The 24,483-nt window shown below is 48.0% G+C and carries 22 protein-coding genes; 11 read left to right on the top strand and 11 right to left on the bottom strand.

The window, feature by feature from the left end; translation table 11 throughout:
- Positions 1–211 precede the first annotated feature (211 nt).
- Positions 212–2,941: an Rne/Rng family ribonuclease gene (locus VK958_RS09105; RefSeq protein WP_325240873.1), complete on the top strand. Its 2,730-nt coding sequence runs from the start codon at positions 212–214 to the stop codon at positions 2,939–2,941.
- A gap of 113 nt (positions 2,942–3,054) precedes the next feature.
- Here VK958_RS09105 and crcB read toward each other — a convergent pair whose 3' ends face one another.
- Positions 3,055–3,426, bottom strand: a complete 372-nt coding sequence (gene crcB / locus VK958_RS09100) for a fluoride efflux transporter CrcB (RefSeq protein ID WP_325240872.1) — start codon at positions 3,424–3,426, stop codon at positions 3,055–3,057.
- Between the two features lie 95 nt (positions 3,427–3,521).
- Here crcB and glgA point away from each other — a divergent pair, with 95 nt between their 5' ends.
- Positions 3,522–4,970, top strand: a complete 1,449-nt coding sequence (glgA, locus tag VK958_RS09095; protein ID WP_325240871.1) for a glycogen synthase GlgA — start codon at positions 3,522–3,524, stop codon at positions 4,968–4,970.
- A gap of 135 nt (positions 4,971–5,105) precedes the next feature.
- On the opposite strand, the gene orn is transcribed toward glgA, so the two are convergent.
- Complete coding sequence (gene orn, locus VK958_RS09090) at positions 5,106–5,672, bottom strand: oligoribonuclease (RefSeq protein WP_325240870.1); 567 nt, start codon at positions 5,670–5,672, stop codon at positions 5,106–5,108.
- 117 nt (positions 5,673–5,789) lie between these two features.
- Here orn and VK958_RS09085 point away from each other — a divergent pair, with 117 nt between their 5' ends.
- Genes VK958_RS09085 through rsgA form a run of 3 tightly spaced genes read left to right on the top strand, consistent with a single transcriptional unit; the run spans position 5,790 to position 8,210 of the window.
- The gene (locus VK958_RS09085; RefSeq protein ID WP_325240869.1) at positions 5,790–7,037 is read left to right on the top strand and encodes a M48 family metallopeptidase; all 1,248 of its coding nucleotides are present in this window, start codon (positions 5,790–5,792) and stop codon (positions 7,035–7,037) included.
- Positions 7,034–7,333, top strand: a complete 300-nt coding sequence (locus VK958_RS09080; protein ID WP_325240868.1) for a cytochrome c family protein — start codon at positions 7,034–7,036, stop codon at positions 7,331–7,333. Before VK958_RS09085 ends, VK958_RS09080 begins: the two co-directional genes overlap by 4 nt.
- A gap of 1 nt (position 7,334) precedes the next feature.
- Positions 7,335–8,210 (top strand): ribosome small subunit-dependent GTPase A, encoded by an 876-nt coding sequence (gene rsgA, locus VK958_RS09075; protein WP_325240867.1) that lies wholly within the window; start codon positions 7,335–7,337, stop codon positions 8,208–8,210.
- A gap of 181 nt (positions 8,211–8,391) precedes the next feature.
- On the opposite strand, the gene VK958_RS09070 is transcribed toward rsgA, so the two are convergent.
- On the bottom strand, positions 8,392–10,263 hold the full coding sequence (locus VK958_RS09070; protein ID WP_325240866.1) for a PQQ-dependent dehydrogenase, methanol/ethanol family: 1,872 nt from the start codon (positions 10,261–10,263) through the stop codon (positions 8,392–8,394).
- A 364-nt stretch (positions 10,264–10,627) separates the two neighbouring features.
- On the opposite strand from VK958_RS09070, the gene VK958_RS09065 reads away from it, so the two are divergent.
- The gene (locus VK958_RS09065) at positions 10,628–11,758 is read left to right on the top strand and encodes a GntR family transcriptional regulator (RefSeq protein WP_325240865.1); all 1,131 of its coding nucleotides are present in this window, start codon (positions 10,628–10,630) and stop codon (positions 11,756–11,758) included.
- Between the two features lie 306 nt (positions 11,759–12,064).
- Here the strand turns inward: VK958_RS09065 and VK958_RS09060 are convergent, their stop codons facing one another.
- From VK958_RS09060 to VK958_RS09040, 5 genes are all read right to left on the bottom strand, one after another.
- Entirely contained in the window at positions 12,065–12,589 is a 525-nt protein-coding gene (locus tag VK958_RS09060; RefSeq protein ID WP_325240864.1) for a PepSY domain-containing protein, read from the bottom strand.
- Positions 12,590–12,765: 176 nt separating this feature from the next.
- A complete protein-coding gene (locus VK958_RS09055; RefSeq protein ID WP_325240863.1) occupies positions 12,766–13,560 on the bottom strand; it encodes a thymidylate synthase in 795 nt (264 codons plus the stop codon).
- Between the two features lie 26 nt (positions 13,561–13,586).
- Positions 13,587–15,020, bottom strand: a complete 1,434-nt coding sequence (gene thrC, locus VK958_RS09050) for a threonine synthase (protein ID WP_325240862.1) — start codon at positions 15,018–15,020, stop codon at positions 13,587–13,589.
- Between the two features lie 76 nt (positions 15,021–15,096).
- Complete coding sequence (locus VK958_RS09045; RefSeq protein ID WP_325240861.1) at positions 15,097–16,428, bottom strand: homoserine dehydrogenase; 1,332 nt, start codon at positions 16,426–16,428, stop codon at positions 15,097–15,099.
- Between the two features lie 59 nt (positions 16,429–16,487).
- Complete coding sequence (locus tag VK958_RS09040; RefSeq protein ID WP_325240860.1) at positions 16,488–17,714, bottom strand: pyridoxal phosphate-dependent aminotransferase; 1,227 nt, start codon at positions 17,712–17,714, stop codon at positions 16,488–16,490.
- A 161-nt stretch (positions 17,715–17,875) separates the two neighbouring features.
- Between VK958_RS09040 and VK958_RS09035 the strand changes: the two genes are divergently transcribed.
- Positions 17,876–18,265 (top strand): Mth938-like domain-containing protein, encoded by a 390-nt coding sequence (locus VK958_RS09035; RefSeq protein ID WP_325240859.1) that lies wholly within the window; start codon positions 17,876–17,878, stop codon positions 18,263–18,265.
- Between the two features lie 5 nt (positions 18,266–18,270).
- On the opposite strand, the gene VK958_RS09030 is transcribed toward VK958_RS09035, so the two are convergent.
- Complete coding sequence (locus tag VK958_RS09030; protein WP_325240858.1) at positions 18,271–18,819, bottom strand: DUF1439 domain-containing protein; 549 nt, start codon at positions 18,817–18,819, stop codon at positions 18,271–18,273.
- Between the two features lie 80 nt (positions 18,820–18,899).
- Here VK958_RS09030 and VK958_RS09025 point away from each other — a divergent pair, with 80 nt between their 5' ends.
- Positions 18,900–19,409: a type II secretion system protein gene (locus VK958_RS09025; RefSeq protein ID WP_325240857.1), complete on the top strand. Its 510-nt coding sequence runs from the start codon at positions 18,900–18,902 to the stop codon at positions 19,407–19,409.
- A 119-nt stretch (positions 19,410–19,528) separates the two neighbouring features.
- Here VK958_RS09025 and fabB read toward each other — a convergent pair whose 3' ends face one another.
- Both fabB and fabA read right to left on the bottom strand, forming a co-directional pair.
- The gene (fabB, locus tag VK958_RS09020) at positions 19,529–20,752 is read right to left on the bottom strand and encodes a beta-ketoacyl-ACP synthase I (protein WP_325240856.1); all 1,224 of its coding nucleotides are present in this window, start codon (positions 20,750–20,752) and stop codon (positions 19,529–19,531) included.
- A gap of 29 nt (positions 20,753–20,781) precedes the next feature.
- Positions 20,782–21,297, bottom strand: a complete 516-nt coding sequence (fabA, locus tag VK958_RS09015) for a 3-hydroxyacyl-[acyl-carrier-protein] dehydratase FabA (protein ID WP_325240855.1) — start codon at positions 21,295–21,297, stop codon at positions 20,782–20,784.
- Positions 21,298–21,561: 264 nt separating this feature from the next.
- Between fabA and VK958_RS09010 the strand changes: the two genes are divergently transcribed.
- From VK958_RS09010 to VK958_RS09000, 3 genes are read left to right on the top strand one after another with little or no spacing between them, the layout of a single operon-like run.
- Complete coding sequence (locus VK958_RS09010; RefSeq protein ID WP_325240854.1) at positions 21,562–22,578, top strand: AAA family ATPase; 1,017 nt, start codon at positions 21,562–21,564, stop codon at positions 22,576–22,578.
- A gap of 21 nt (positions 22,579–22,599) precedes the next feature.
- Positions 22,600–23,457, top strand: a complete 858-nt coding sequence (locus VK958_RS09005) for a DUF58 domain-containing protein (protein ID WP_325240853.1) — start codon at positions 22,600–22,602, stop codon at positions 23,455–23,457.
- A 12-nt stretch (positions 23,458–23,469) separates the two neighbouring features.
- Positions 23,470–24,483 carry a hypothetical protein gene (locus VK958_RS09000; RefSeq protein ID WP_325240852.1) on the top strand — a complete coding sequence of 338 codons (1,014 nt, stop codon included), beginning with the start codon at positions 23,470–23,472 and terminating at the stop codon, positions 24,481–24,483.

Raw genomic sequence — 24,483 nt, 5'->3', positions numbered from 1 at the left:
AAGCTAGACTCTGTCAGATTATTGAGTATCAATATGATTGCCCTTGTGGTTCATTGACATACTTGAATATTGTGCACATTGATGCCTGCATTGCTTCTCCGCATTGCAATAGCCTTTGCACTTATCCCACGTTAAATTCAGGTGGTTGATTCACAACCCTGGCTCGCCCTGTACTCATTCGTATTCTGCAGCTTCGGTTTAGGAGCACTGCATGAAAAGAATGTTATTTAACGCAACGCAATCAGAAGAATTGCGCGTTGCTATTGTCGATGGACAAAAACTGATAGACCTGGATATTGAACACGCTGGCAAAGAACAGCGTAAAAGCAATATCTACAAAGGGGTCATCACCCGTATTGAACCCTCTCTCGAAGCCGCCTTTGTCGATTATGGTACAGACAGGCACGGCTTTTTGCCTTTCAAGGAAATCTCCCGCAATTATTTCCAGGATAAACCTGAAGGTCGCGCCCGTATCCAGGATGTGATGAAGGAAGGCCAGGAAGTCATTGTCCAGGTCGACAAAGATGAGCGTGGCAGTAAAGGCGCCGCCTTAACGACATTTATTTCGCTGGCTGGCCGTTACCTGGTACTGATGCCGAATAACCCGCGCGGAGGCGGTGTTTCCCGCCGCATTGAGGGCGAAGACCGCAATGAATTGCGCGACACTATGGCGCAACTGGAAGTGCCTAACGGCATGAGCATTATTGCACGTACCGCCGGAATCGGCCGTACGGCTGAAGAGCTGCAATGGGACCTGAACTACCTGACACAATTGTGGCAGGCGATTGAAGATGCTTCCAACTTCCAGCCTGGTGCCTACCTGATTTACCAGGAAAGCAGCTTGGTCATCCGCGCTATCCGTGATTACTTCAGTGCCGACATCGGCGAAATCCTGATTGATACGGCTGATGTGCACGAGCAAGCGTTACAGTTCATGAATCACGTGATGCCGGGCAATGTCACCCGCGTCAAACTGTACCAGGATGAAATTCCGTTATTCTCCCGCTTCCAGATCGAACACCAGATTGAATCTGCATTCTCACGTGAAGTGCGTTTGCCTTCCGGTGGTGCGATCGTCATCGATCACACTGAGGCATTGGTATCCATCGATGTCAACTCCGGCCGCTCAATCAAAGGTACTGATATTGAGCAAACTGCGTTCAATACCAACCTTGAAGCTGCTGAAGAAGTGGCTCGCCAGATGCGCCTGCGCGACCTGGGTGGTTTGGTGGTCATCGACTTTATCGACATGGAGAACCAGCGTAACCAGCGCGACGTGGAAAATGCCTTGCGCGATGCTTTGCACTATGACCGCGCCCGTGTGCAAATGGGCAAGATCTCACGCTTTGGTTTATTAGAGCTTTCACGCCAGCGCCTGCGTCCTAGCCTGGGGGAAACTAACCATATGACCTGTCCACGTTGCAACGGTACAGGCCATATCCGCGGTATCGAATCAACTGCATTGCATATTCTGCGCATCACGCAGGAAGAGGCGATGAAGGACAATAGCGCGATTATCCAGGTACAACTGCCTGTTGAAGCTGCGACTTTCCTGCTCAATGAAAAGCGTGCCGATATTCATAAAATCGAACAGCGTACCGGTGTTGAAGTTATCCTCATTCCTAACATCCATATGGAAACGCCGAACTACAATATTGTGCGTATCCGCCTTGACGATGTGAATGAAGAAACCAATCAAGCCAGCTACAAGATGGTAGACCTGCCAACCGAGTCAGATTACCAGCACCGCCTGGAGCAAGCGGCTGCGCCGGGCAAGGTTGAAGCATTGGTGAAAGGTATCACGCCTGCTACTTCTGCACCGATTGTGGAAGAGAAACCTGTTTACGTAGCGGCAGTTGCTAAAAAATCATTCTTCGGTGTGATCAAATCCTGGTTAGGTCTTGAAGAAAAAGAGCCTGTGGCAGAAGTCACCATACCAGCTAGGGAAACCAAAGATAATGGCCGCGACCGTAATAAAAATCGCAACCGTCGTGACCGTGACCGTCAACGTGAACGCCCACAACAAGAACGTGGTGAGCGCCCGGCAAAAGAGCAGGATGCTGCCAGCAAATCCAGACAGGATCGTCCGCAACAGGAAAGAAATAATCCACAAGAAAGAAATAATAAAGACAGGCAGCAACGTCAACCTGCGCAAGAAGTGGTCAAAACTGACTCTACCCAGGCAGCATTGACTGCGCAACCAGGTGACAATAAAGAGCGTAGCGAACGTGGTAATCGTCGTAACCGTCATGGTCGCCGCGACCGTCGCCCTCGTGATGAATCTGCCAACAGCGAAAATGCAGAAAACTTAAGCAACAATAGCCAGCAGATCGATACGCTACCAGGCGCAGCAACTCAAGCACCTGCTGTACAAGCACCGGTAGTCAACAGTGAAACTAGTGCGCCTGCAGCTGACATCAAGCCAGCGGCAAAAACTAATATTGCTGAAACTGTAGAAACGACTACACCAGCTAATGCAATGGCCGAAGTGAAAACAGATGAAAAAGCAGTGACTGACGAAGCTAACGCAGAAAAGCCTGCCCGCAATCGTTCCCGTGGTGGAAAAGCCGGTAACAAAACGCGTGGTAAAGCTTCAGATGTAGCAGCTTCCAGCGCTTCGCCAGCCATTGAGTTGGTTGAAACTGCAGCGACAAGCAAAACAAGCAAAGACACTGCAGATGAAAAACCAGATGCACAGAAGAAACCGGCCGCACGCAAGCGCAAACCGGCCGCTGCCAAAGAAGCTAACGCTTCGAATGCGGACTCTGGCATTCAACTGGTAGAGACCAATTCTGGTGAAAGCAAAGCAGCAGAGTCTAAAACTGCAGATGCCTCTGCTAAACCTAAAAAACCTCGTACCGCTGCAAAGTGGAAAAAAGATGAGGCCGCGACTGGCGAAGCCAATCAGATGGTGATGGTAGAAACGCAGAAAAAAGAGTAGTCTTGATCGCTAATGCTGGAGTTATGCCGGCACAAAAAAAGAGAGCCAGTGGCTCTCTTTTTTTATGGGCGACTTTACACGCTACTGTTCTGGTTGGTCTTTTGTGTGCTTACTTATTGCAGGCGCAGCACACACCAGTAGCCGATCATGGTGAGCACAATCGATACTATGACATGGCTGCTTATGTGTAGCATCGCCAGACCATAATGCTGTTTTTGCATGAGTGTGAAAGCCTCTGCAGAAAAGGTCGAAAAGGTCGTTAATCCGCCCAGGAAACCGGTAGTCATTAGCAATCGCCACTCTGGCGATAAACTTGGCATACTTTGTAATATGCCCAGTGCAACGCCCATCAATAAGCCACCTGCGGCATTGGCTAGAAAAGTCCCCAAGGGGATCACCCCTACTCCATTTAAACTGGCCGTCAACCCCCACCTGATCCAGGCACCAACACTTGCTCCTATCGCCACTGCAAGCCAAGATTTCATTTCAATTTCCTTCTAAAACCAATTCAGGCAATGTATCATAACTCGCTAGTGATAGTGCCTATCCACCTCATTCTGTTTGATTTAAAGAGAGTCCCTTGCGTTTATTATTTGCTACTTCAGAAATTTTCCCACTTATCAAAACAGGAGGCTTGGCAGACGTCAGCGGTGCTTTACCAACAGCATTATTTGCCACCGGCCTGGATATTCAGATTGTACTACCCGCCTACCGTGGCATGTTGGCAACCTGCGAATCACCGCATTTGCTTGGCTCGCTGCAGGTTTTTCATGATATCAGCTGTGATATTTACCAGACCAAGCTGCCGGGTACGCAGATTCCGCTCCTGTTGATTGATTATCCGCAACTGTATGATCGTGAAGGTGGGCCATACCATCATCCGGTCTATGGTGAGTGGCAGGATAATGCTTTGCGTTTTGGCGTACTTTCCAAAGTAACTGCTTTGCTGGCAATTCCGAATGCGCTACAGGTATGGCAACCGGACGTCGTCCATTGCAATGACTGGCAAACCGGCCTGACACCTTACTATTTACGCCAAATGGGCAGTCAAGCCAAGTCTGTTTTCAGCATCCATAATTTGGCATTCCAGGGTAATTTTCATGCAGACTGGCGCTTTCGTCTCACTCTGGATGAACAGGATTTCAAAACCGATGGCTATGAGTTTTATGGCCAGATATCTTTCATGAAGGCAGGTCTTTATTACGCCGATGCCTTGACCACAGTCAGCCCCACCTATGCCCAAGAAATTCAAACCGAGCAGTTTGGTTTCGGCTTTCAAGGTTTACTCCAGCATCGCGCAGCAGATTTGACTGGCATTTTGAATGGTATTGACACTCAGGTCTGGAATCCCGCGACAGATGCTTACCTACCAGTGCACTACCATGTTGATAAATTGCGCTGTAAAAAAGAGGTTAAACATGCGTTGCAAACTGAACTGGGATTAGCACAGGATGCAAATGTGCCTTTACTTGGTGTGGTCAGCCGGCTGACACACCAGAAAGGTCTGGATATGCTGGTCACCATTGCCCATCAACTGCTGGAAAGCGGATGCCAGCTAGCGGTGCTGGGGAGCGGAGAACCGGTTCTGGAACAGCAATATCAAGCGCTCATGCAGCAATATCCGGGGCAAGTGTCGGTCACCATCGGTTACAACGAACCGCTTTCTCATCGCATCATGGCTGGCACAGATATTTTCGTGATGCCATCCCGTTTTGAGCCCTGCGGGCTAAACCAGATGTACGGGTTGCGCTATGGCACTATTCCCCTGGTTGCCAAGACAGGTGGACTAGCAGACTCAGTACATGGAGGCGAAATTAAGGAAAAAGTGGTGCCCGTAAACATGACAGGATTTGTGATGCCGCAAAATAATCCCTGGACACTTTTGGTCACATTACGTCATGCAATGAAAGCATTTGCCAATTCTAGTCAGTGGCAACAGCTACAAAAACAGGCCATGTTGCAAGATGTTAGCTGGGAAACCAGAGCTAAAAACTATTCAAATCTTTACCAAGCCACTGTTTTAAAATGAAAAAGTAACCTTCCACTTTAAACCATATAAAAAGGGAGGAGAGCTGGCACAGAAGATGCTTATTACTAATCAAGCTTCTCCAAAGCTAACTTCTCCTCCCTCAAGACGCTCAAGTAAGCGTCTTTTTTTTGCCTTTTATTCTGGCTTGGCCGGTGGAGTCATGATAAGAAAATGCTCGCGGTAATACTTAAGCTCATCAATCGACTCATAAATATCGGCCAGGGCTTCGTGGCGGCTGGCTTTTTTAAAGCCTGAGTAAATATCCGGGCGCCAACGACGTGATAATTCTTTAAACACACTCACGTCCAAATTACGATAATGAAAGAATTGCTCAAGGCGTGGCATGTAGCGCGCCATAAAACGTCTATCCTGACAGATGGAATTACCACACATAGGCGATTTGCTCGCAGGCACATGCTCTTTAAGAAAAGACAGCATGGCATCAGTTGCGGCTTCTTCATCCAGCGTAGAGGCTTTTACTTTATCAATCAAGCCACTGCGGCCGTGTGTGCCTTTATTCCAGGCGTCCATACCATCAAGGACGGCATCAGACTGGTGAATGACCAGTACAGGAGATTCTGCAATCACATTGAGTTGCGCATCCGTCACAACGGCCGCCAGCTCAAGGATACGATCCGTATCCGGTAGCAACCCACTCATTTCCATGTCCAGCCAGATTAAATTGTCCTGATTAGTCGCCAATTGTGTGCCTCATGTCATGATTTCCATTAAAATGGGACATTATATTCAGTTCAGTGAACAAGGTGGATATAAATCCATCAAAATAGCTACCAATTACTCTAAGAATCCGTGACCGTTATGCCTGAACTCTTTACCCAAATTTTTGTTGCTGTCATTGTCATCAGCCTCGGTGTCCGCGTGTGGCTGGGTTTTCGCCATATTCGTCACATCCAGCAACACCGCCAGCAAGTGCCTGCCGCCTTTAGTGAAAGCATCAGCCTGGAAGCGCATCAGCGCGCGGCTGATTACACATCCGCAAAAGTGAAATTGCGCCTGAGTGAAACGGTCATAGAATCAGTTGTTTTGCTAGCCTTAACTTTAGGAGGTATTTTACAAACGCTGGATCAGCTTTGGTTACAGTGGATACCTGAACATGAGATTATTCGTGGCGCTTTAGTGATTTGCTCTGCCCTGTTAATTTCCAGTGCGGCGACCTTGCCTTTTGATTATATCCAGACTTTCAGGGTGGATGAAAAATTTGGCTTTAACAAAATGTCCCGCGCCATGTTTTTTGGGGATTTAATTAAACACTCGATCGTAGGTCTTCTGTTAGGTGGCCCGCTGTTATTCGTTGCGCTTTGGCTGATGCAAGGCGCTGGCGACTGGTGGTGGCTGTATCTATGGCTCATCTGGAGTGCATTCAACCTGTTTATGCTGGCAGTGTACCCGATCTGGATTGCGCCGCTATTCAATAAATTCACGCCTATGGAAGACCAGAGCCTGAAAGCGCGCATTGAAGCACTGATGCAAAAATGCGGCTTTGCCAGCCAGGGTTTGTTTGTCATGGATGGCTCTACCCGCTCAGGCCATGGTAATGCCTACTTCACCGGCTTTGGTAAAAACAAGCGCGTGGTGTTTTTTGACACCCTGCTTGAGAAACTCAACGCCGATGAAATCGAAGCGGTGCTGGCCCACGAGCTGGGTCATTTCAAGCATAAACACGTGATCAAGCGCATCGTCATGATGTTCGGCCTCAGCCTGCTCGGCCTGGCACTACTGGGTTTCCTGATGAAACAGGACTGGTTCTATCATGGCCTGGGCGTGGCACAGGCCAGCAACCATATGGCTTTATTGCTGTTTATGCTAGTTAGCCCGGTGTTTATGTTTATCCTGCGCCCTCTGCTGGCGTCCTATTCACGTATTAACGAATTCGAAGCGGATCAATATGCCTCGCAGCAGTCACGTCCACAGTACCTGATTGATGCGTTGGTCAAACTTTACCGTGATAATGCGTCCACGCTGACGCCAGACCCATTACACTCGGCATTCTACGATTCGCATCCGCCTGCCAGTTTGCGTATTGCCAAATTGCAAACTTACGCATGAAATCACTCGCCATCACTGTTTTCTTAACATTGCTAGTCACAAATGTACAAGCGGCTAGCAAAGCTGATCTGCTGGCAGGCGAAAAACTGGTGAAAACGCATTGCATCTCCTGCCATGCCAGTAGCTTTGGCGGGGATGGCAGCGGGATTTATACCAGGGAATACCGGAAAGTACGTTCCTTCAATGGCCTGAAAGCTCAGGTCACCAACTGCAACACCATGCTCAATCTCAAGTGGTTCGATGACGATGAGCAACAGGTGGTGCAGTATCTCAATCAGGCTTACTATCATTTCTAATATGCTGGAAGAAGGATTGATTGTCGCTGCCTTCGGCAAGCGCTATAACGTTGAATTGGCTGATGGTCGCAAACTCAGTTGTGTGACACGTGGCAAGAAAGTTGACAATGCCGCCGGTGACCGTGTCTCAGTCAAACTGACCTCCAATAAAGAAGGCGTGATAGAGAAGACGGCCGAGCGGGATACCCTGCTCTATCGCAGCAATGCCTTCAAAAGCAAAATCCTGGCCGCCAATGTCACACAAATACTGATTGTGCTAGCAACCCAGCCCAGCTTTTACGAGGACTTGTTGAACCGTTGCCTGGTTGCAGCGGAAGCCGCTGGCATACGCGCAGTCATCATCCTGAACAAGAGTGACTTACCTAACCCGGATGCGGTGGAAAAGCTAGCCCAATATGCGCAGCTGGGCTATATCTCGTTACCCCTCAACGCCAAAGAATCGGTAGATGCGTTACGACCAATCCTCGCCGGACATACCAGTATACTGGTCGGGCAATCGGGCATGGGCAAATCGACCATCATCAACAGTTTGTTACCTGAAGTACGTAGCAAGACACAGGAAATCAGTACCACGCTGGATAGCGGCAAACACACCACAACGGCCACGCATCTTTATCACCTGGATAGTGACAGCGCCATCATAGACTCCCCCGGCCTGCAAGAATTCGGCTTATATCATATTGATAGCATCGCGCTTGAATACGCGTTCGTTGAATTCAGGCCGCATATTGGTCACTGCAAATTCAATAACTGCACCCATACGCACGAGCCTGGATGCATGATCCTGGAAGCCGTTGCCAAAGGTGAAATTGCCCCGGCACGCCACCAGATATTTCAGCAGATACGCGCGGAAAACGCTGTGCATATCTACGGCTAAGCGCCTAGCCTCCTTATCTTCAGGCCAATGACGTTATGGCTGGTTACATTTCCAGCGCATACTCAAGTCTCACCGCACAGCTTAATTCTATTGTTGCCTTCTCACAAAGCAAAACACCCCGCCGAAGCAGGGTGTTTCTAAGTCAACGTATTTCTAAAGTAACTTTAAGATCAATCTCAAATTACAGTGAGAATACATTCAGTGCACCGCCGCCAGGAGCAGCGTTGTACTTGGTCAACTCTTTGTAACCACCAGCAGCACCCAGTGCGTCGGTGTCACTTGTCATACCCAGGTTCATCGCCACGCCAGCCCAGCCACCGATACCGGAGAAGATACCAACGTATTGTTTGCCTTTGTTACCGTAGGTGAATGCATTACCAATCGCACCTGAACCCACCTGGAATTTCCACAACTCTTTACCGGATTTGGCATCAACCGCTTTGAACCAGCGATCCAAAGTACCGTAGAACACCAGGTCAGTTGCCGTTGTCAGAGCACCACTCCATGCGGAGAACTTCTCTTTGTTGTACCAGACTTTTTTGTTGGTCATCGGATCATAAGCAGCAAAGCCACCCATCACGCCGTCAGGACCAGCAAACATGGTCAATGTTGCACCAACCCATGGTTGACCAGCAACGTATTTAGACTCAACTGGCTCATATGTCATACATACGTGGTTCAGTGGAGAGTACATCAAACCAGTTTTTGGTGAGTAAGCCGCTGGTTGTTGGTCTTTAGTACCCAAAGCAGCCGGGCAGATGCCTTTAGCATTGTAGTCCTGGTGAGTTGAATAACGTCCATCTTTGCTTGGTACACCTGTTTTCAGGTCTACGTCTGCAGCCCAGTTAACGAATGGGTGTACTTTTTCCGCAGCAATCAGGGAACCAGTGTTTGCATTCCATGTGTATGCGAAACCGTTACGGTCATGGTGCCATGCGTATGTTTTGCCACCTTTGTCGAACAAGATGACTTCGTTTACGCCATCGTAGTCCCACTCATCGTGTGGAGTCATTTGCATCGCCCATTTGGCCACGCCAGTGTCCAGATCACGTGCAGTCACTGTCATAGACCATTTGTTGTCGCCTGGACGTACGTCCGGGTTCCAAACAGATGGGTTACCAGCACCGTAGTAAACCAGGTTTGTTTTAGCATCATATGGCCACCAGCCCCATACGGAACCGCCACCATGCTGCCAGCCATCTTTGATCGCTTGTGGTTTCAACCAGGTACGTGTACCCAATTCTTTTTCGCCACCTTTGATTTGTTCAGCAGTCAGACGTTTGAAAGAACCACCTTCTCTGTTACCGCCGTTTACGTCTTGGTATACTGACAATGCGTTGTACAAAGGGTTGTCTTTGTTAGTGTTTGCGTCATGCAATGTTTCGCTGTCCGGGCCTGTTGAGTAGGCTTTCCATGCAGTAGAGCCATCTTTGATGTTGTAAGCCTGGATAAAGCAACGTACACCGAATTCGGCACCTGAACAACCGGTCAATACTTTATCTTTAATCACGTGTGGCGCGTTAGTGTTAGTCGCACCTACTTTTGGATCTGTGTTTTTAACTTCCCAGATTTTTTTGCCGTCTTTAGCATCTAAAGCAACCAGCATACCGTCATTCTGTTGCAGGAAGATTTTACCGTCGCCGAAACCCAAGCCACGTGTCACGTTGTCACAGCACAGAACTGCTTGAACGCTAGGGTCTTGTTTCGGGAAATAGGACCAAACGATTTTTTGGTTATCGTTCAAATCCAATGCGTAAACATTGTTAGGGAATGCAGATACCAGGTACATCATATTGCCCACAACCACTGGTGAACCTTCGTGACCACGGTTTACACCTGTCGCAAATGTCCAAGCCATTTTAAGGTTCTTGATGTTGCCTTTGTTAACTTGTGACAGGGCACTGTAACCTTGGTTATTATGTTGACCGCGTGGATGTGCCCAGTTGTTTGGGTCTTTCATAGCGGCTTCTTGGTCAGCAGCGGCGAATGCCATGGCTGGCAAGGCAAGTGCTACGCTAGCAGCAATGCCGAAAGCAGTTTTGATTTTCATCATTAGTTATATCTCCGAAGATAAATCACATGTAGCAATATTAAAGAAAGGTTTAAACATTGCGGAATGCTTTAAGTTTGCAACCGGACTAGGCTTCCAGAGCTTTTAACCATCTTGTAACAGATGTATCACTTTATTAAGCGGTTGTAACTGTAATATAGATAGCCTGGGATAACAGCCAGCCAGTTCAGGGTTTTATTCATGGGCCAGACAGGGAATTTTTCTGAAAACTTTGTTGAATTGGTTTTTTTTTGTATCATTGTGTTATTGAGGGACATGTCCTAGTGTGACCTTCAGGTAACTGCGGCACTTTCACTATAAAAAAGTGGTGCTTTTTTACTTGATAAATTTAAGGTAAACACTGACTGTGCTCAGACCCTGGCATTACTCTCTGGTATTGGATAAAGACTCCTCTTCGTCAATCCATCAGCAACTCATCGGACATTTCCGCACGATGATCGAAGGCGGCTCCTGGCTCAGTGGCAGCGCCCTACCAAGCTCACGTGACATTGCGCAACGCTTGGGAATCAACCGAAAAACCGTTTCCCGCGTTTATGAAGAGTTATCTGCCTTAGGCCTGATCTACACACAACCCAAACGCGGCACTTTCGTTTCTGAATTCTCTCCCTCAGCTTCACATGAATCAGAGACATACATCCCCTTGCAGCGTCAGCAGGTGGACCCTTACTCCAACAGTATTCAACACCTGATCCAGAAAACCAGTTTGCACCATATCCGCCGTGCAGCTTTGCATATGCACAAACTGCAAGTGCATGACTATGATGCCACCGGCTTGTTTAACCTTAAGCATATGTTAGCCAATCTCTTGGCGCACGAAAGACGGTTTCTGGTATCCCCTGACCACATTGCTTGCGGCGGCTGGTTAGCGCTGCAAAATGCAGTCATACATAGCATAAGGCCTGAAGATGGCATGTTGCTGGCAGATCATCATACAAGCGATGAAATGATCAAGAGCCTGCAAAAACAAGGCATTACAGTCATTCAACTTCGCGAAACTACAGGTAACCAGGCTATCAACTTTAGTGAGCAAATAGAGAAATACTGCATCAATTATCCTGTCGCAGCGGTCTGGTGCAATAGCTCGGCACTTTTTAGCAGTGAAAGTGATGCTGCCAAGCAAACGCTACTTGCACAAAAACTGTCTGACTACCACCTGTTACTTATTGATGACCAACGCAGTAGTTTTCCGTTAAGCCAGGAAAGCCCACCACCCTTAGCGAGCAAATATGCTAGAAGCCTGCTGCTGGGAAGCTTGTACGGCAATTTTTGCGATACGTTTAACTTGAGCTATGTGGCTAGTAATGAAAGTCTTTCCAGCGAGTTTCTTGGCGCTTTGAATGAACAACACCAGCAATCCTCACTGTTGAATATGTTAGCGCAAAGTGAGCTGATCAAACGCGGGGAATATAAAAAGCTGCTGACAGGGATTTATCGCTTCCTGCAAAGTCCTGACACTAAACTCCTAAAAGAAGTTTAATTAAACGAATACAACCAATTGGCTGTAATCAACCACCATAAATGCAGGAAAAACTCCCATTGACAGAAAAAAACGTTTTTCCAATCATAGCTTTAATTGTACGACGCTTACTGGCACACAAAATGCTGTATACACTCAGGGAGTGAACTATCACTAGGACCGATACGGGCAACTGCAAATTTGCCCATATCGGGGTAGACACTCCCTAACTTGCATATTGATCTCATGCAAAAAAGGCACCGCAAATGCGGTGCCTTTTTGAACATCTTGAACGCCTGAATAAAAGATCAGGTCATTACATCATTTTTACTCTTGGCCGATTTGGTAAACTTCGTAACTGGTTTCTACGATTTTGCCAGTCGTCGCATCCACTTCAACTTTAACTTCTTCGTTGTCAGCTTCAAGAATGTCGAACTCGTATGAAGCTTTACCATCTGGCTCAAGCTCATACTCTGTTTCTACCACTTTGCCTGGGTGTGCAGCCAAAGCAGTTGCTTTTGCATCTTCTTCAGATACTTTAGCCAACGCTTTGAATCTTTCATCATCCGCAGTCACTTCTTCTTCTACTTCAGTGACTTTGCCTGTTTTAGCATTGCATTCGATATCCCAAGCTTTGCCGTCATTAGATTGCACGTCAAACTCATACACCAATTGCTTGCGCTCTGATTTGGCTTCCAGCTTAACGATTTTGCCATCGTGCTTGGATAAAGCTGCTTTGACGCATTTGCCAAGGCTGTCGTAGGCTTTAGGTTTGATGGTTTCGTGGTCAGCAAACGCCTGACCAGACAGTAGACCGCACAACGCGGCAGTAATAATTGACACTTTTTGCATTTTTGATCTCCGTGTTTAAAGTCATGATGAGGGTGCAATGCTTGAGCTAGGGACTCTCCCATTACGATTCATAACGCGAAAAAGGATATCAAAAACATTATTAGTTGTTGAAAATATTACATCCTGTTAACAAAATGGCTAAAAATAGCCATTTTTGATATTTTTTATTCACTGGACTATACAGCGACTGGCGCCTTGATAGCTGGGTGAGGATCATAGCCTTCCAGCGTAAAGTCTTCAAAACGGAAGGCAAAAATATCTTTCACATCAGGGTTAATACGCATGATGGGCAATGCGCGTGGCGAACGGGAGAGCTGCTCTTTCACCTGCTCAAAATGGTTGTTATAAATATGCGCATCGCCAAGCGTATGCACAAAATCTCCTAACTCAAGATCACAGACTTGTGCCACCATCATGGTCAGCAAAGCATAAGAAGCAATATTGAAGGGCACTCCGAGGAAAATATCTGCGCTGCGCTGATACAACTGGCAGCTCAATTTGCCATCGGCGACATAAAACTGGAAAAAGGCGTGACATGGCGGCAATTTCATTTGGTCAACATCGGCCACATTCCAGGCAGACACGATCAAGCGACGTGAGTCTGGCGTTTTCTTGATCTGGTTTACGACCTGTGTGATCTGGTCAATATGAGAGCCATCAGGTTTCGGCCAGTTGCGCCATTGATAGCCATACACCGGGCCTAGATTTCCTTCAGCATCCGCCCATTCATCCCAAATCTTTACGCCGTTCTCTTTCAAGTAGGCAATATTGGTACTGCCTTTTAAAAACCATAACAGCTCATGAATAATGGATTTCAAATGGACTTTTTTGGTGGTCAGTAACGGGAAACCCTCAGCCAGGTTGAAACGCATCTGGTAACCAAATACCGAAATCGTACCAGTGCCGGTACGGTCCGTCTTTTGGTGCCCGTGTACGAGCACGTGGTTTAGCAGGTCATGGTACTGTTGCATACGAGGACTCCGTCAAGTTGGGATAGTTAAGTATTGGCAACAATAAAGCTTTTGATGGCATCTGCATTGGCGTCCAATACAGTGGACTTCTGCGGCAGCGCTTCCAGGCCATCCAGGCTTGCCGGACGTTCCGGCTTTTCACCCAGCGCTTCTACGATCGCATCTTCAAACTTAGCGGCCAGCGCAGTTTCTAGCACCAGCATGGGTACATCAGGATCGCGTTTTTCCAATGCGACTTTTAAACCATCTGCAGTATGCGTATCAATGGTCACGCCGTATTTATGTTTGGTCGTGCGTATGGTTTGCAAGCGGTTCACATGGTTGCTACTACCAGATACGAAACCGAAATCACTCACCTTATCAAAGTAACCATCTGCATTCAAATCAAACTTGCCGCCATGATCAACGGCAGTCCATAACTCCCGCACTCTGGCACTATCCTGCCCTACCAGGTCATAAACAAAGCGCTCAAAATTGGAAGCCTTGCTGATATCCATGGATGGGCTGGAGGTTTGGTAGGTATTCACCGCACCGCGAGGTGCATATACTCCGGTTTTGAAGAACTCATCAAGAACGTCGTTCTCATTGGTTGCTACTATGAGTTTATCTATCGGCAAGCCCATCATGCGCGCGATATGGCCGGCACAGACGTTTCCAAAGTTACCGCTAGGCACGGTGAAGCTGACTTTTTGGCTGTTGCTGGCAGTCACTGCCAGGTAGCCTTTGAAGTAATAGACAATTTGCGCGGCAATGCGGCCCCAGTTGATGGAGTTTACAGCACCGATTTTATATTTGGCTTTGAAATTGTGGTCGTTCGACACGGCTTTGACGATATCCTGTGCATCATCGAACACACCTTTGACGGCAATATTAAAGATATTGTCATCTTGCAGACTGAACATTTGCGCAGTCTGGAACCGGCTCATTTTCTGGTAAGGAGACAGCATAAAAACGCGCACGCCTTTTTTGCCACGCATGGCGTATTCAGCGGCAGAGCCAGTATCTCCTGAAGTCGCTCCGAGGATATTGGTGGTTTGCCCGGTTTTAGCCAACACATATTCAAACAGGTTACCCAGCAACTGCATGGCCATGTCTTTAAAAGCCAGCGTTGGGCCATTGGAAAGACTTAATAAATAAAGATTTTCTTCCAGCTTGATGGTAGGCGTGATGTCTTCAGCGGATTGCCCGGCACGGGTGTAACCATACACCTCGGCGCGATAAGTTTTATCGATAATGGCTTTCAGGTCGGCGTGCGGAATATCGTTGTTATCCACCAGTCGAGATAAAATAGCAAATGCGAGTTCACGGTAATTCATACCGCGCATGGACGTTAAATCGCTGTCGCTGAATTGCGGGTATTGCTCAGGCAAGTACAAGCCGCCATCCGGTGCTAAACCACCCAACAGAATTTCACTAAAACTCAACGCGGGTGATTGCCCACGGGTACTGATATATTTCATTGCAATTAGCCTAATGTATTAAACCGGTGCAATCATTCGACAGAACGATCGATTGAACCAGTCGATTGAACCCAAGTTAGCGCGACAATGTTTCCAGACGGATTTTGGTCAGAGACCCGGCGATGGCAGGCAAAGTCTCGATGCTGGCAATTGCGGCATCCATGTTTTTTTCCTGCGTAATGTGCGTGAGGATAATGATATCGGCCTCAGCTTCGCCTTCCTGCGGCTCTTTTTGCAGCATGGCATCAATTGAGATATTCAGATCTGCCAGGATTTTGGTCACATCCGCCATTACGCCCGGCTTGTCTGAAGCACGCAAGCGCAAATAATAGCCTGAGTGTACTTCGGCAATCGGCAACACCGGCAAAGCTAGCTGCTGATCCAGTTGATAACCCAGGAACGCCACGCGCTGCTCAGCGCTAGTCCCATGTAAACGGGCGATATCCACCAGGTCAGCCACTACGGCACTGGCGGTAGGCTCAGCACCGGCGCCTGCTCCGTAATACAAGGTTGGCCCTACGGCATCCCCTTTGACGACTACAGCGTTCATGGCACCATCCACGTTGGCAATCAGGCGTTTTTCAGGAATCAGGGTCGGATGCACCCGCAGCTCAATGCCCGCTTCGGTTTTTTTGCTGATGCCCAGCAATTTAACGCGATACCCTAACTCTTCAGCATACTGGATATCCTGGGTAGTGAGTTTGGTGATGCCTTCGGTGTAGGCCTGTTCAAACTGCATCGGCGTACCAAATGCAATGCTGGCCATGATGGTCAGTTTATGCGCAGCATCAATGCCTTCCACATCGAAGGTCGGGTCGGCTTCCGCATAGCCCAGACGCTGGGCTTCTTTCAACACATCAGTAAAGGCCAGGCCCTTATCGCGCATTTCGGTCAGGATGAAGTTGGTTGTACCATTAATAATCCCCGCCACCCATTCAATCTTGTTGGCACTCAAGCCTTCGCGCAAGGATTTAATGATAGGGATACCGCCAGCCACTGCCGCTTCAAAGGCTACAATCACGCCCTGCTCTGCGGCGGCCTTGAAAATCTCGTTACCGTGTACAGCAAGCAAAGCCTTGTTCGCAGTCACTACGTGCTTGCCATTGGCAATGGCTTTCAGCACCAGCTCTTTGGCAATGGTATACCCACCGATCAGCTCAACTACGACATCCACTTCAGGATTATTGACTACCGCAAATGCATCATCGGTGACTGCCACCTGGCCACCAGTCACTTGTTTAGCGAGTTCCAGATTACGGTCCGCCACCTGCACAATACGAATATTGCCGCCAATGCGGCGCGCTATATCTGACTGATTACGTGTCAGCACGGTATAAGTACCGCCGCCGACAGTGCCTATGCCCAATAATCCTACTTTTAATTCTTTACCGACTTTAAGTTCTTTCATATCCACATTCTATAACTTAGCAAACCTCTGAATGAATCATTGACACGTATTTGCACGTGCTATTTGGTATGTTTTTTACGATATCCATCCAGATAGCGACCAATACGTGTCATCGCTTCTGTCAGGTCATCCACATTGGGCAAAAACACCACCCTGAAATGGTCAGGTGACGGCCAGTTAAAGCCGGTCCCTTGTACCAGTAGTACTTTTTCTTCCAGCAATAAATCCAGGATAAATTGCTGATCATCCTGGATCGGGTAAATCTTTGGGTCCAACCTTGGAAACAAGTACATGGCGGCCTGCGGTTTGACACAGGTGACGCCAGGTAAGGCAGTCAGCATGTCATAGGCCAGGTCGCGTTGCTTGCACAAGCGGCCACTCGGGGCGACCAGGTCATTAATACTTTGATAACCGCCCAATGCTGTCTGGATCGCTAATTGCCCGGGCACATTCGCGCACAAACGCATGGAGGCCAGCATATTCAGGCCTTCGATATAATCTTTGGCCGGTTTTTTGTCACCGGAAATAATCATCCAGCCCGAACGATAGCCACAGGCACGGTAATTTTTTGATAATCCGTTAAAGGTGACGAACAACACATCATCTGCCAGCGATGCGATCGATGTATGCGTATTGCCGTCATACAATACCTTGTCATAAATCTCATCGGCAAAAATAACCAGGCCGTGATGACGCGCGATCTCGATAATACCTTCCAGAATCTCTTTCGGGTACAAGGCACCCGTCGGGTTATTCGGGTTAATGATGACAATCCCTTTGGTATTGGCCGTGATTTTATTTTCGATATCTTTCAGGTCTGGCAACCAGCCTGACTTCTCGTCACAGATATAGTGACGCGCAATACCGCCAGCCAGATTCACTGCCGCCGTCCACAATGGATAGTCCGGCATCGGGATCAATACCTGGTCGCCATTATTCAGCAGGCCTTGCATGGCCATGACAATCAGCTCAGACACGCCATTACCAATGATGATGTCGTCTATGGTCACCCCTTCAATATTCTTTTGCTGGGTGTAATGCATAATGGCTTTACGCGCTGAAAACAGGCCTTTGGAGTCAGTATAGCCAGAGGCCTGATCCATATTATGTATCACGTCCTGCACGATTTCTTCTGGCGCATTAAAGCCGAAAGGCATCGGATTACCGATATTCAGCTTGATGATGCGTTGACCATCTTCTTCCATCTGGCGGGCGCGCTGCAAAACCGGGCCGCGGATGTCATAGCAGACATTGCTTAATTTGTTTGATTTATTGACTGGCTGCATACTCTGTTAACAAACACATTTAGCGTGTGTTAAGCTCTTAAAATAAAGCTTTCATTCTACCTGCAAAGCCCCGCTTCATCAATGAACGACGCGATGAGATGACGGTCTGGCCAGGTACGATTTCTGTTTTATTTTTGAATGTGAGAGATGAACACATAAGCATGAAATTACACTTGCACAGCAGTGACCAGCAATACCAGATTAACGGCGTAGACAGCCAAGCAATCACCATCAATCGACAGCCTTATGAGCAAAGCGTGATCGTCAGTGGAGATGCGCTTAGTACCGACTGGTTTAAAGGCGGATGGGAATCACTCGACGCGCAAACATTGGCTGCGATCATGAAGTTCCAGCCCGAAGTGGTGTTATTGGGCACGGGTGACAAGCATCGCTTCATACATCCTAAACATACACAGCTATTCCTGTCACAAAATATCGCTGTGGAATGCATGACGACAGCGGCTGCCTGCCGCACTTTCAATATACTGACGGCTGAAGGCCGGAAAGTGGTCGCTGCCCTGCTACTGGAAAAACATCTGGTGACAGATTAACGCAATTATTGCGGCTTCAACGTCACCTGCACTTCGTCTGCCGTCATGCGCAAATCGGTTGGCTGGTAATGCGTTCCACCATATGTCAGTTCCTCCGGCTTTACCTCGTATAGCACCACCTGATTAACCCACTTAGCCCCGATCTCTTTGGCTAGCTGTTGTACCAACCCATTCCACTGGCTATTAGCGCCATCCAATTGAATTGCATCAACTGCGGGCTGGTCAAGAATCACCGCATTGCGTGATGCATCATACTTGAGCAGTCCTGATAAGCTTGCCTTGCCTGTGGCAGTATTCGCCAACAAATCACTGGCGATCCTGGCATCCATGGTGGTATGTATTCTGTTGGAGGCCGGATCCAGCGTCACCAGTGCATTAGACAACTGGACATGGAATACACGCATGACAGTAAAAGGTTTTTCCAGCTTATGATTCAGTTTCTGCTGGATCTGGCCAGCACTCATCCTAACAGTGCGCTCGCCGATCAATGTTGCACACTGGCTCAATAAAAGCAGCCCTAACATTCCTGAAAAAATAACTTTTAAAAGACGCATTTGTAAGCCTTATTTAACACATGCAACATTGGTCAAAAATTGACAATTATCCATACCTGCTATTGTAAGATAGCTTTACCATGAAGAAGAATTCTTATTCTCAATTAGGCACTCTCGCGCAACAGGGATTTACACTGGTCGAGCTGGTGATTGTTATGCTGATTTTATCAGCGTTGGCAGTGACCGCTTATGCCCACATCTCGCAAACCGGCTCACAGGCAAGACTTGCCGCTCTGCAATCATTTAAAGCCACGGTGCTGTCGGTAGCCACCATGGCGAAAGGGATTTGTATTGCTGATCCACAATGCGACATTGATCAAGGCCACGCCACTTCTACCATCATCAATGGCAACACCATTTTATTTACCGGCAGGTACCCGGTCGGCTGGGATCCTAATGGCGCAGGACTAAATGAATTGATAGATACCGGAAAATTTAGCATCCAGGCCGAGCTTTCAGATATCCGTCATGCCACCTATTTCCTGGATGGCGCGCGAGATGAAAACCATTGCAAGCTTGAATACAGCATCACTTCCGCGGCACCAAACCCATCGGCATTATCTGTGATTATCGACAGTAGCGGCTGTTAAATATCACGAAGGCAAGCCATCTCCAGCATGTGAAGTCTCGGACACAAAATCATCAGCGCTAAGTATCGGAATTTAAAAAATTAAGTGTGTTTCTGGTCTCAGAAACACACTTTTTTATTTTAAAGATTTTTGGTAGACAGGGTTAAAGTAGCGTTAGTGCCCCCGAAACCAAAGCTGTTTGATAAAGCGGTTTCGATTTTGGTGGATGTGATAGGCTCACGCACGATGTTGAGACCTTCGGCGGCCGGGTCCAGATTATCGATATTGGCAGAAGCGGCAATAAAGCCATGTTGCATCATCAACAATGTATAGATAGCTTCATTCACCCCAGCGGCCCCTAATGCATGACCAGATAGTGACTTGGTGGATGCGATCGCCGTTTTGCTTTCGCCAAATACTGTCCGGATGGCTTCCAGCTCCTTAGTGTCGCCCACAGGGGTACTGGTACCATGCGTATTAATATAATCAATCTCGTTGATATCCAAGCCCTGCAAAGCCTGCTGCATACAGCGCACTGCGCCTTCACCACTCGGTGCGACCATATCGTAGCCATCTGAAGTAGCGCCGTAACCAACGACCTCGGCGTAAATCTTGGCACCACGCGCTTTGGCATGTTCATACTCTTCAAGCACCACAATGCCGCCACCGCCGGAAATCACGAATCCGTCGCGATCAGCATCATAAGTACGCGACGCTTTATCAGGTGTTTCGTTATATTTGCTGGATAGCGCACCCATCGCGTCGAACAGGTAGCTCATGGTCCAATGCTCTTCTTCGCCACCACCGGCAAACACAATATCCTGCTTGCCAAGCTGGATCTGCTCAACTCCAGCACCAATACAGTGTGCACTGGTTGAACAAGCTGAACTGATACCGTAATTCACACCTTTGATCTTTGCACCAGTTGCCAGGCAGGCAACAATACCGCTGCTCATGGTTTTGGTCACCATATAAGGGCCAACCCTGCGTATGCCTTTTTCTTCCAGCGTATTCGTGCCTTCCAGCATACTCTCGGTAGATGTGCCCCCCGCGCCTACAATCAGGCCAGTACGCACATTGGAAACCAGGTCTTCAGGCAGGTTGGCATCAGCAATTGCTTCCTGCATGGCAAGCCAGGCATAAGCATGCCCCTTCGCCATAAAGCGCAATAACTTACGGTCAATCAGCGCTTCAATATCCAGATTTTTGATAGAACCAGCCACATGCGAACGCAAACCACGCTCAGCATATTCGGGTTGATAGGTAATCCCTGAACGGCCTGCTTTCAGGCTGTCCAGCACTTCCTGTTTGTTATTACCAAGACTTGATACGATACCAAATCCTGTAATCACTACGCGACGCATTGCGCCTCCTTCAAAAACGGTAAGGACTTCTAGAAATTATCCGTGGTGGTAAACAAACCAACACGCAGGTCACTGGCATTATAAATCTCGCGGCCATCTACTTCCATACGTGCATCTGCGATACCCATCACTAATTTACGCATGATCACACGCTTTAAATCAATGTGGTAGCGGATCAGTTTAGCCTTAGGCAAAACCTGACCGGTGAATTTGACCTCGCCTGAACCCAAGGCGCGGCCGCGGCCCAAGCCACCTTTCCAACCCAGGAAAAATCCCACCAATTGCCACATGGCATCCAGGCCGAGGCAGCCAGGCATGACCGGGTCACCAGTGAAGTGGCATTGAAAAAACCATAAATCTGGGCTGATATCGAGCTCTGCAATAATTTCACCCTGCCCATATTTGCCGCCATCATCAGATATTTTAACAATCCGGTCAAACATTAGCATTGGCGGCAAAGGCAATTGTGCATTCCCTTCGCCAAACATCTCACCCCGGCCACAGGCCAATAATTCTTCTTTACTGAAACTACTTTTCCTAGACATGTAATTTTGATTTATTAGTATAAAACAATATTTTCGCCGGAAATTGCGTTTAGTCAAAGCTTTTTGTCATTCCGAAAATATACAGACCTGTATACTTTTAGATAAAACCTAGGTAACATTCCCTAAATTGTTACGGAATTTTACATATTCAAAACGACGGTTTTATTACCGTTTGGATAATAATTCGCAATATACGGCTGTGAAGAAATTACAATTTAGTTACAATTACCTTTCAAAAATTATATTACGTCAGGAAAATCAGCAATGCATGATCAACAACTAGCCGATTGGCGAGCACACGCGTTAAAACTTGAATCAGAAGTCAATAAAGTGGTGGTGGGTCAAGAAAGTCCAGTGCGGTTGATCACCACAGCCGTCTTTGCTCGTGGCCATGTATTGCTTGAAGGTGATGTCGGTGTTGGTAAAACTACTTTGTTACGTGCTTTTACGCGCGGTATCGGTGGCGGCTACCAGCGTATTGAAGGCACGATCGATTTGATGCCGAATGACCTGGTCTACCACACTTACCTTGGCGAAGATGGCAAACCGCACGTTAGCCCAGGCCCGTTACTCATGTCTGGGCAAAACCTGTCTATTTTCTTCTTTAACGAGATTAACCGTGCCCGCCCTCAGGTTCATTCGCTGATGCTGCGGGTGATGGCTGAGCGCACGCTGACTGCTTTTAATAAAGAACATTACTTCCCGCACATGCTGGTATTCGCTGACCGTAACCAGGTAGAACGTGAAGAAACATTCGACATTCCGTCTGCGGCGCGTGACCGCTTTATGATGGAAATTCCAATTTTGGTGCCCCCTGCGCACGACATTATGGAATCGCTGATTTTTGATACGCGCTTCCATGATGTAGACCAACTGATCAGCAATGTTGAAGAAGACATCCTGAAATTTGACCAGTTGAACAGTTTTGCCAAAGTCATCCAGGAAAACATTTCCGCCACCCCTGCCCTGCGCAAATACGCATTGAATTTGTGGCTGGCGACTAAAGATCCATTGGCCTATGGTATTAAAGTATCTAACGTCGACATGAAGCGCCTGGTACTTTCAGGCGCCAGCCCGCGCGGTATGGGTATGCTGTTGCGTGCCGCCCGCGTAAATGCCTGGTTGAACAACCGTGATGCAGTGGTGCCGGAAGATATTCACGCCGTCTTTCACGAAACCATTGCGCACCGTCTGGTGTTCAGCCCGGTTTACGAAATGCGCCGCACTGAAATCGCGCGTGAAATGCTTTCCGGTATTGTCAACGCCGTCGCTGCGCCTTAATACCGGTTTGAGCTAAACCTAATGGATTACATCAAGGAATTCAGTTACCACATCAGCTGGCGCTCACGCTCCCGCCGTCCTGGTCGTCATAAAAGCAACCAGCGTGGCATGGGTATGGAGTTTCGCGGGCATACGACTTTGCTTGCTTACCCTGACCCCCGTCGGATTGATATCCGCCAGACCATCCGCGACCCGATGGAGCAGGTGTATGTGCGTATTTTTAACCAGAAAAGCGCCACGCCCGTATTCGTCATGTGTGACTTATCCGGTTCCATGCAGTACGGCGTGCCACATACCAAATTGACCACTGCCGCTGAAATCACACGCTCAGTCGCTCAATCAGCGACCCGTAATGGTGATCCGGCAGCGTTTGTTGGCTTTGATGATGAATTACGCGATGAATGGTTGAGTACACTCTCGGCCAGGCCGCACAGCATGCTGGAATTGGCTGACAGGCTGGAAAATCATTTACCTAATGAAGTAGGTGCCGGTGCATTGCTGGATAGCGCGAGAGTATTACCCCGTGAACGCTCGCTGATTTTCCTGGTGTCCGACTTCCACATGCCGCTTGAGCAGCTGGAAGAAGCATTGCTGCTGATGCTGCGTCATCACATTGTGCCGGTGGTGTTATGGAACAGTACTGAATATAAAAACCTGCCGGAATTTGGCGTGACCAGCATCAATGATCCGGAAACCGGCGAACGCCGTACGCTTTTCCTGCGGGCTTCTTATCGCCAGCGGATTCTGGATACCTTTGCTGCGCGTCGCCAGGCGATTGAAGATATGTTTATGAAATTTGATATGCAGCCATTTTTTGTGGAAGACCAGTTTGATGCAGACATGCTCACTGATTACTTCCATCAATATGTGACTGTCTGAGGAAAGCGATTGATGAAAGCGCAAAAAACCTTATTCGCCTGCTTGCTTATGGCAGCAATGGCTACCACCGCTCTGCCAGCCATTGCCGATGTCACATTGCCGAATGTAGACAATAAATATATCACGGTGAAGGAAATCAACCCTACCCGTGATGCTGGTTATGTAGTAGGTGACAAACTGGAACGTACCATTATCCTGACCGTCAAGAAGCCTTATGAACTGATTAAAGAATCATTGCCGATTGTCGGTTATGAACACCGCTACCGTGGCCAGGTTTCCGGTGTTGAACTGGCAAATATCAGTGTAGAAGAAGAAACTTTTTCTGACCGTAGTGTGCATACCATACACCTTGTTTACCAGGTATTTAAATCCGGGCGCGTAGTACGTCCCGCTATCCTGCGTGGTGAAATCGTCAAGCTGCGTCACAATGGCAAAACGGAATTGCGTCAGCTGCGCTTCCCTTCGTTCAATTTCAGGACTTCTCCATTATCTGTATACGGTGAAGTCAATCTCAAAAACGAGATGAGTCCGCTTATTCCGCCCTTCACGCTAGATACTAAAAAAGAAGAACAGGCCCTGAAGATCGCCGCTGCTGTGCTTGCGCTTAGCCTGCTTGGCTTGTTATATATATTAGGCGCACGTACCTGGCTACCACGTATGGGAGGTGCATTTGCCAAGGCTTATCGTAGCGTAGGCAAACTGCCGGAAAATGAGGAAGGCTTGCAACAGGCGATTGGTGTGGTGCACCAGGCCATTCAAAAAGTCGCCGGACATAGTGTATTTGGTAATAATGTAGACCAGTTTTTGCAGGAAAAACCCGCCTACCAGCCCGCTAAACTTGAGATTGAGCGTTTCTTTCATTTATCCCGCCAGGTATTTTTTGACCCGAAAACACCGCTAGACCTCGGCATGCCTGCCAAGCAATGGCTGCGCACATTTTGCCGTCATATGCGTGATTGTGAACGCGGTCTGACGCCAGATGTGAAACCAGACTTGAATCCTGACTTGAAACCAAGGGTGAAATAG

Source organism: Methylophilus sp., from assembly GCF_035460085.1.
In the GTDB taxonomy this organism is placed as follows: Bacteria; Pseudomonadota; Gammaproteobacteria; order Burkholderiales; family Methylophilaceae; genus Methylophilus.
Note: the sequence above shows the minus strand (reverse complement) of the source record. Positions and strands in the feature narration are given on the sequence as shown.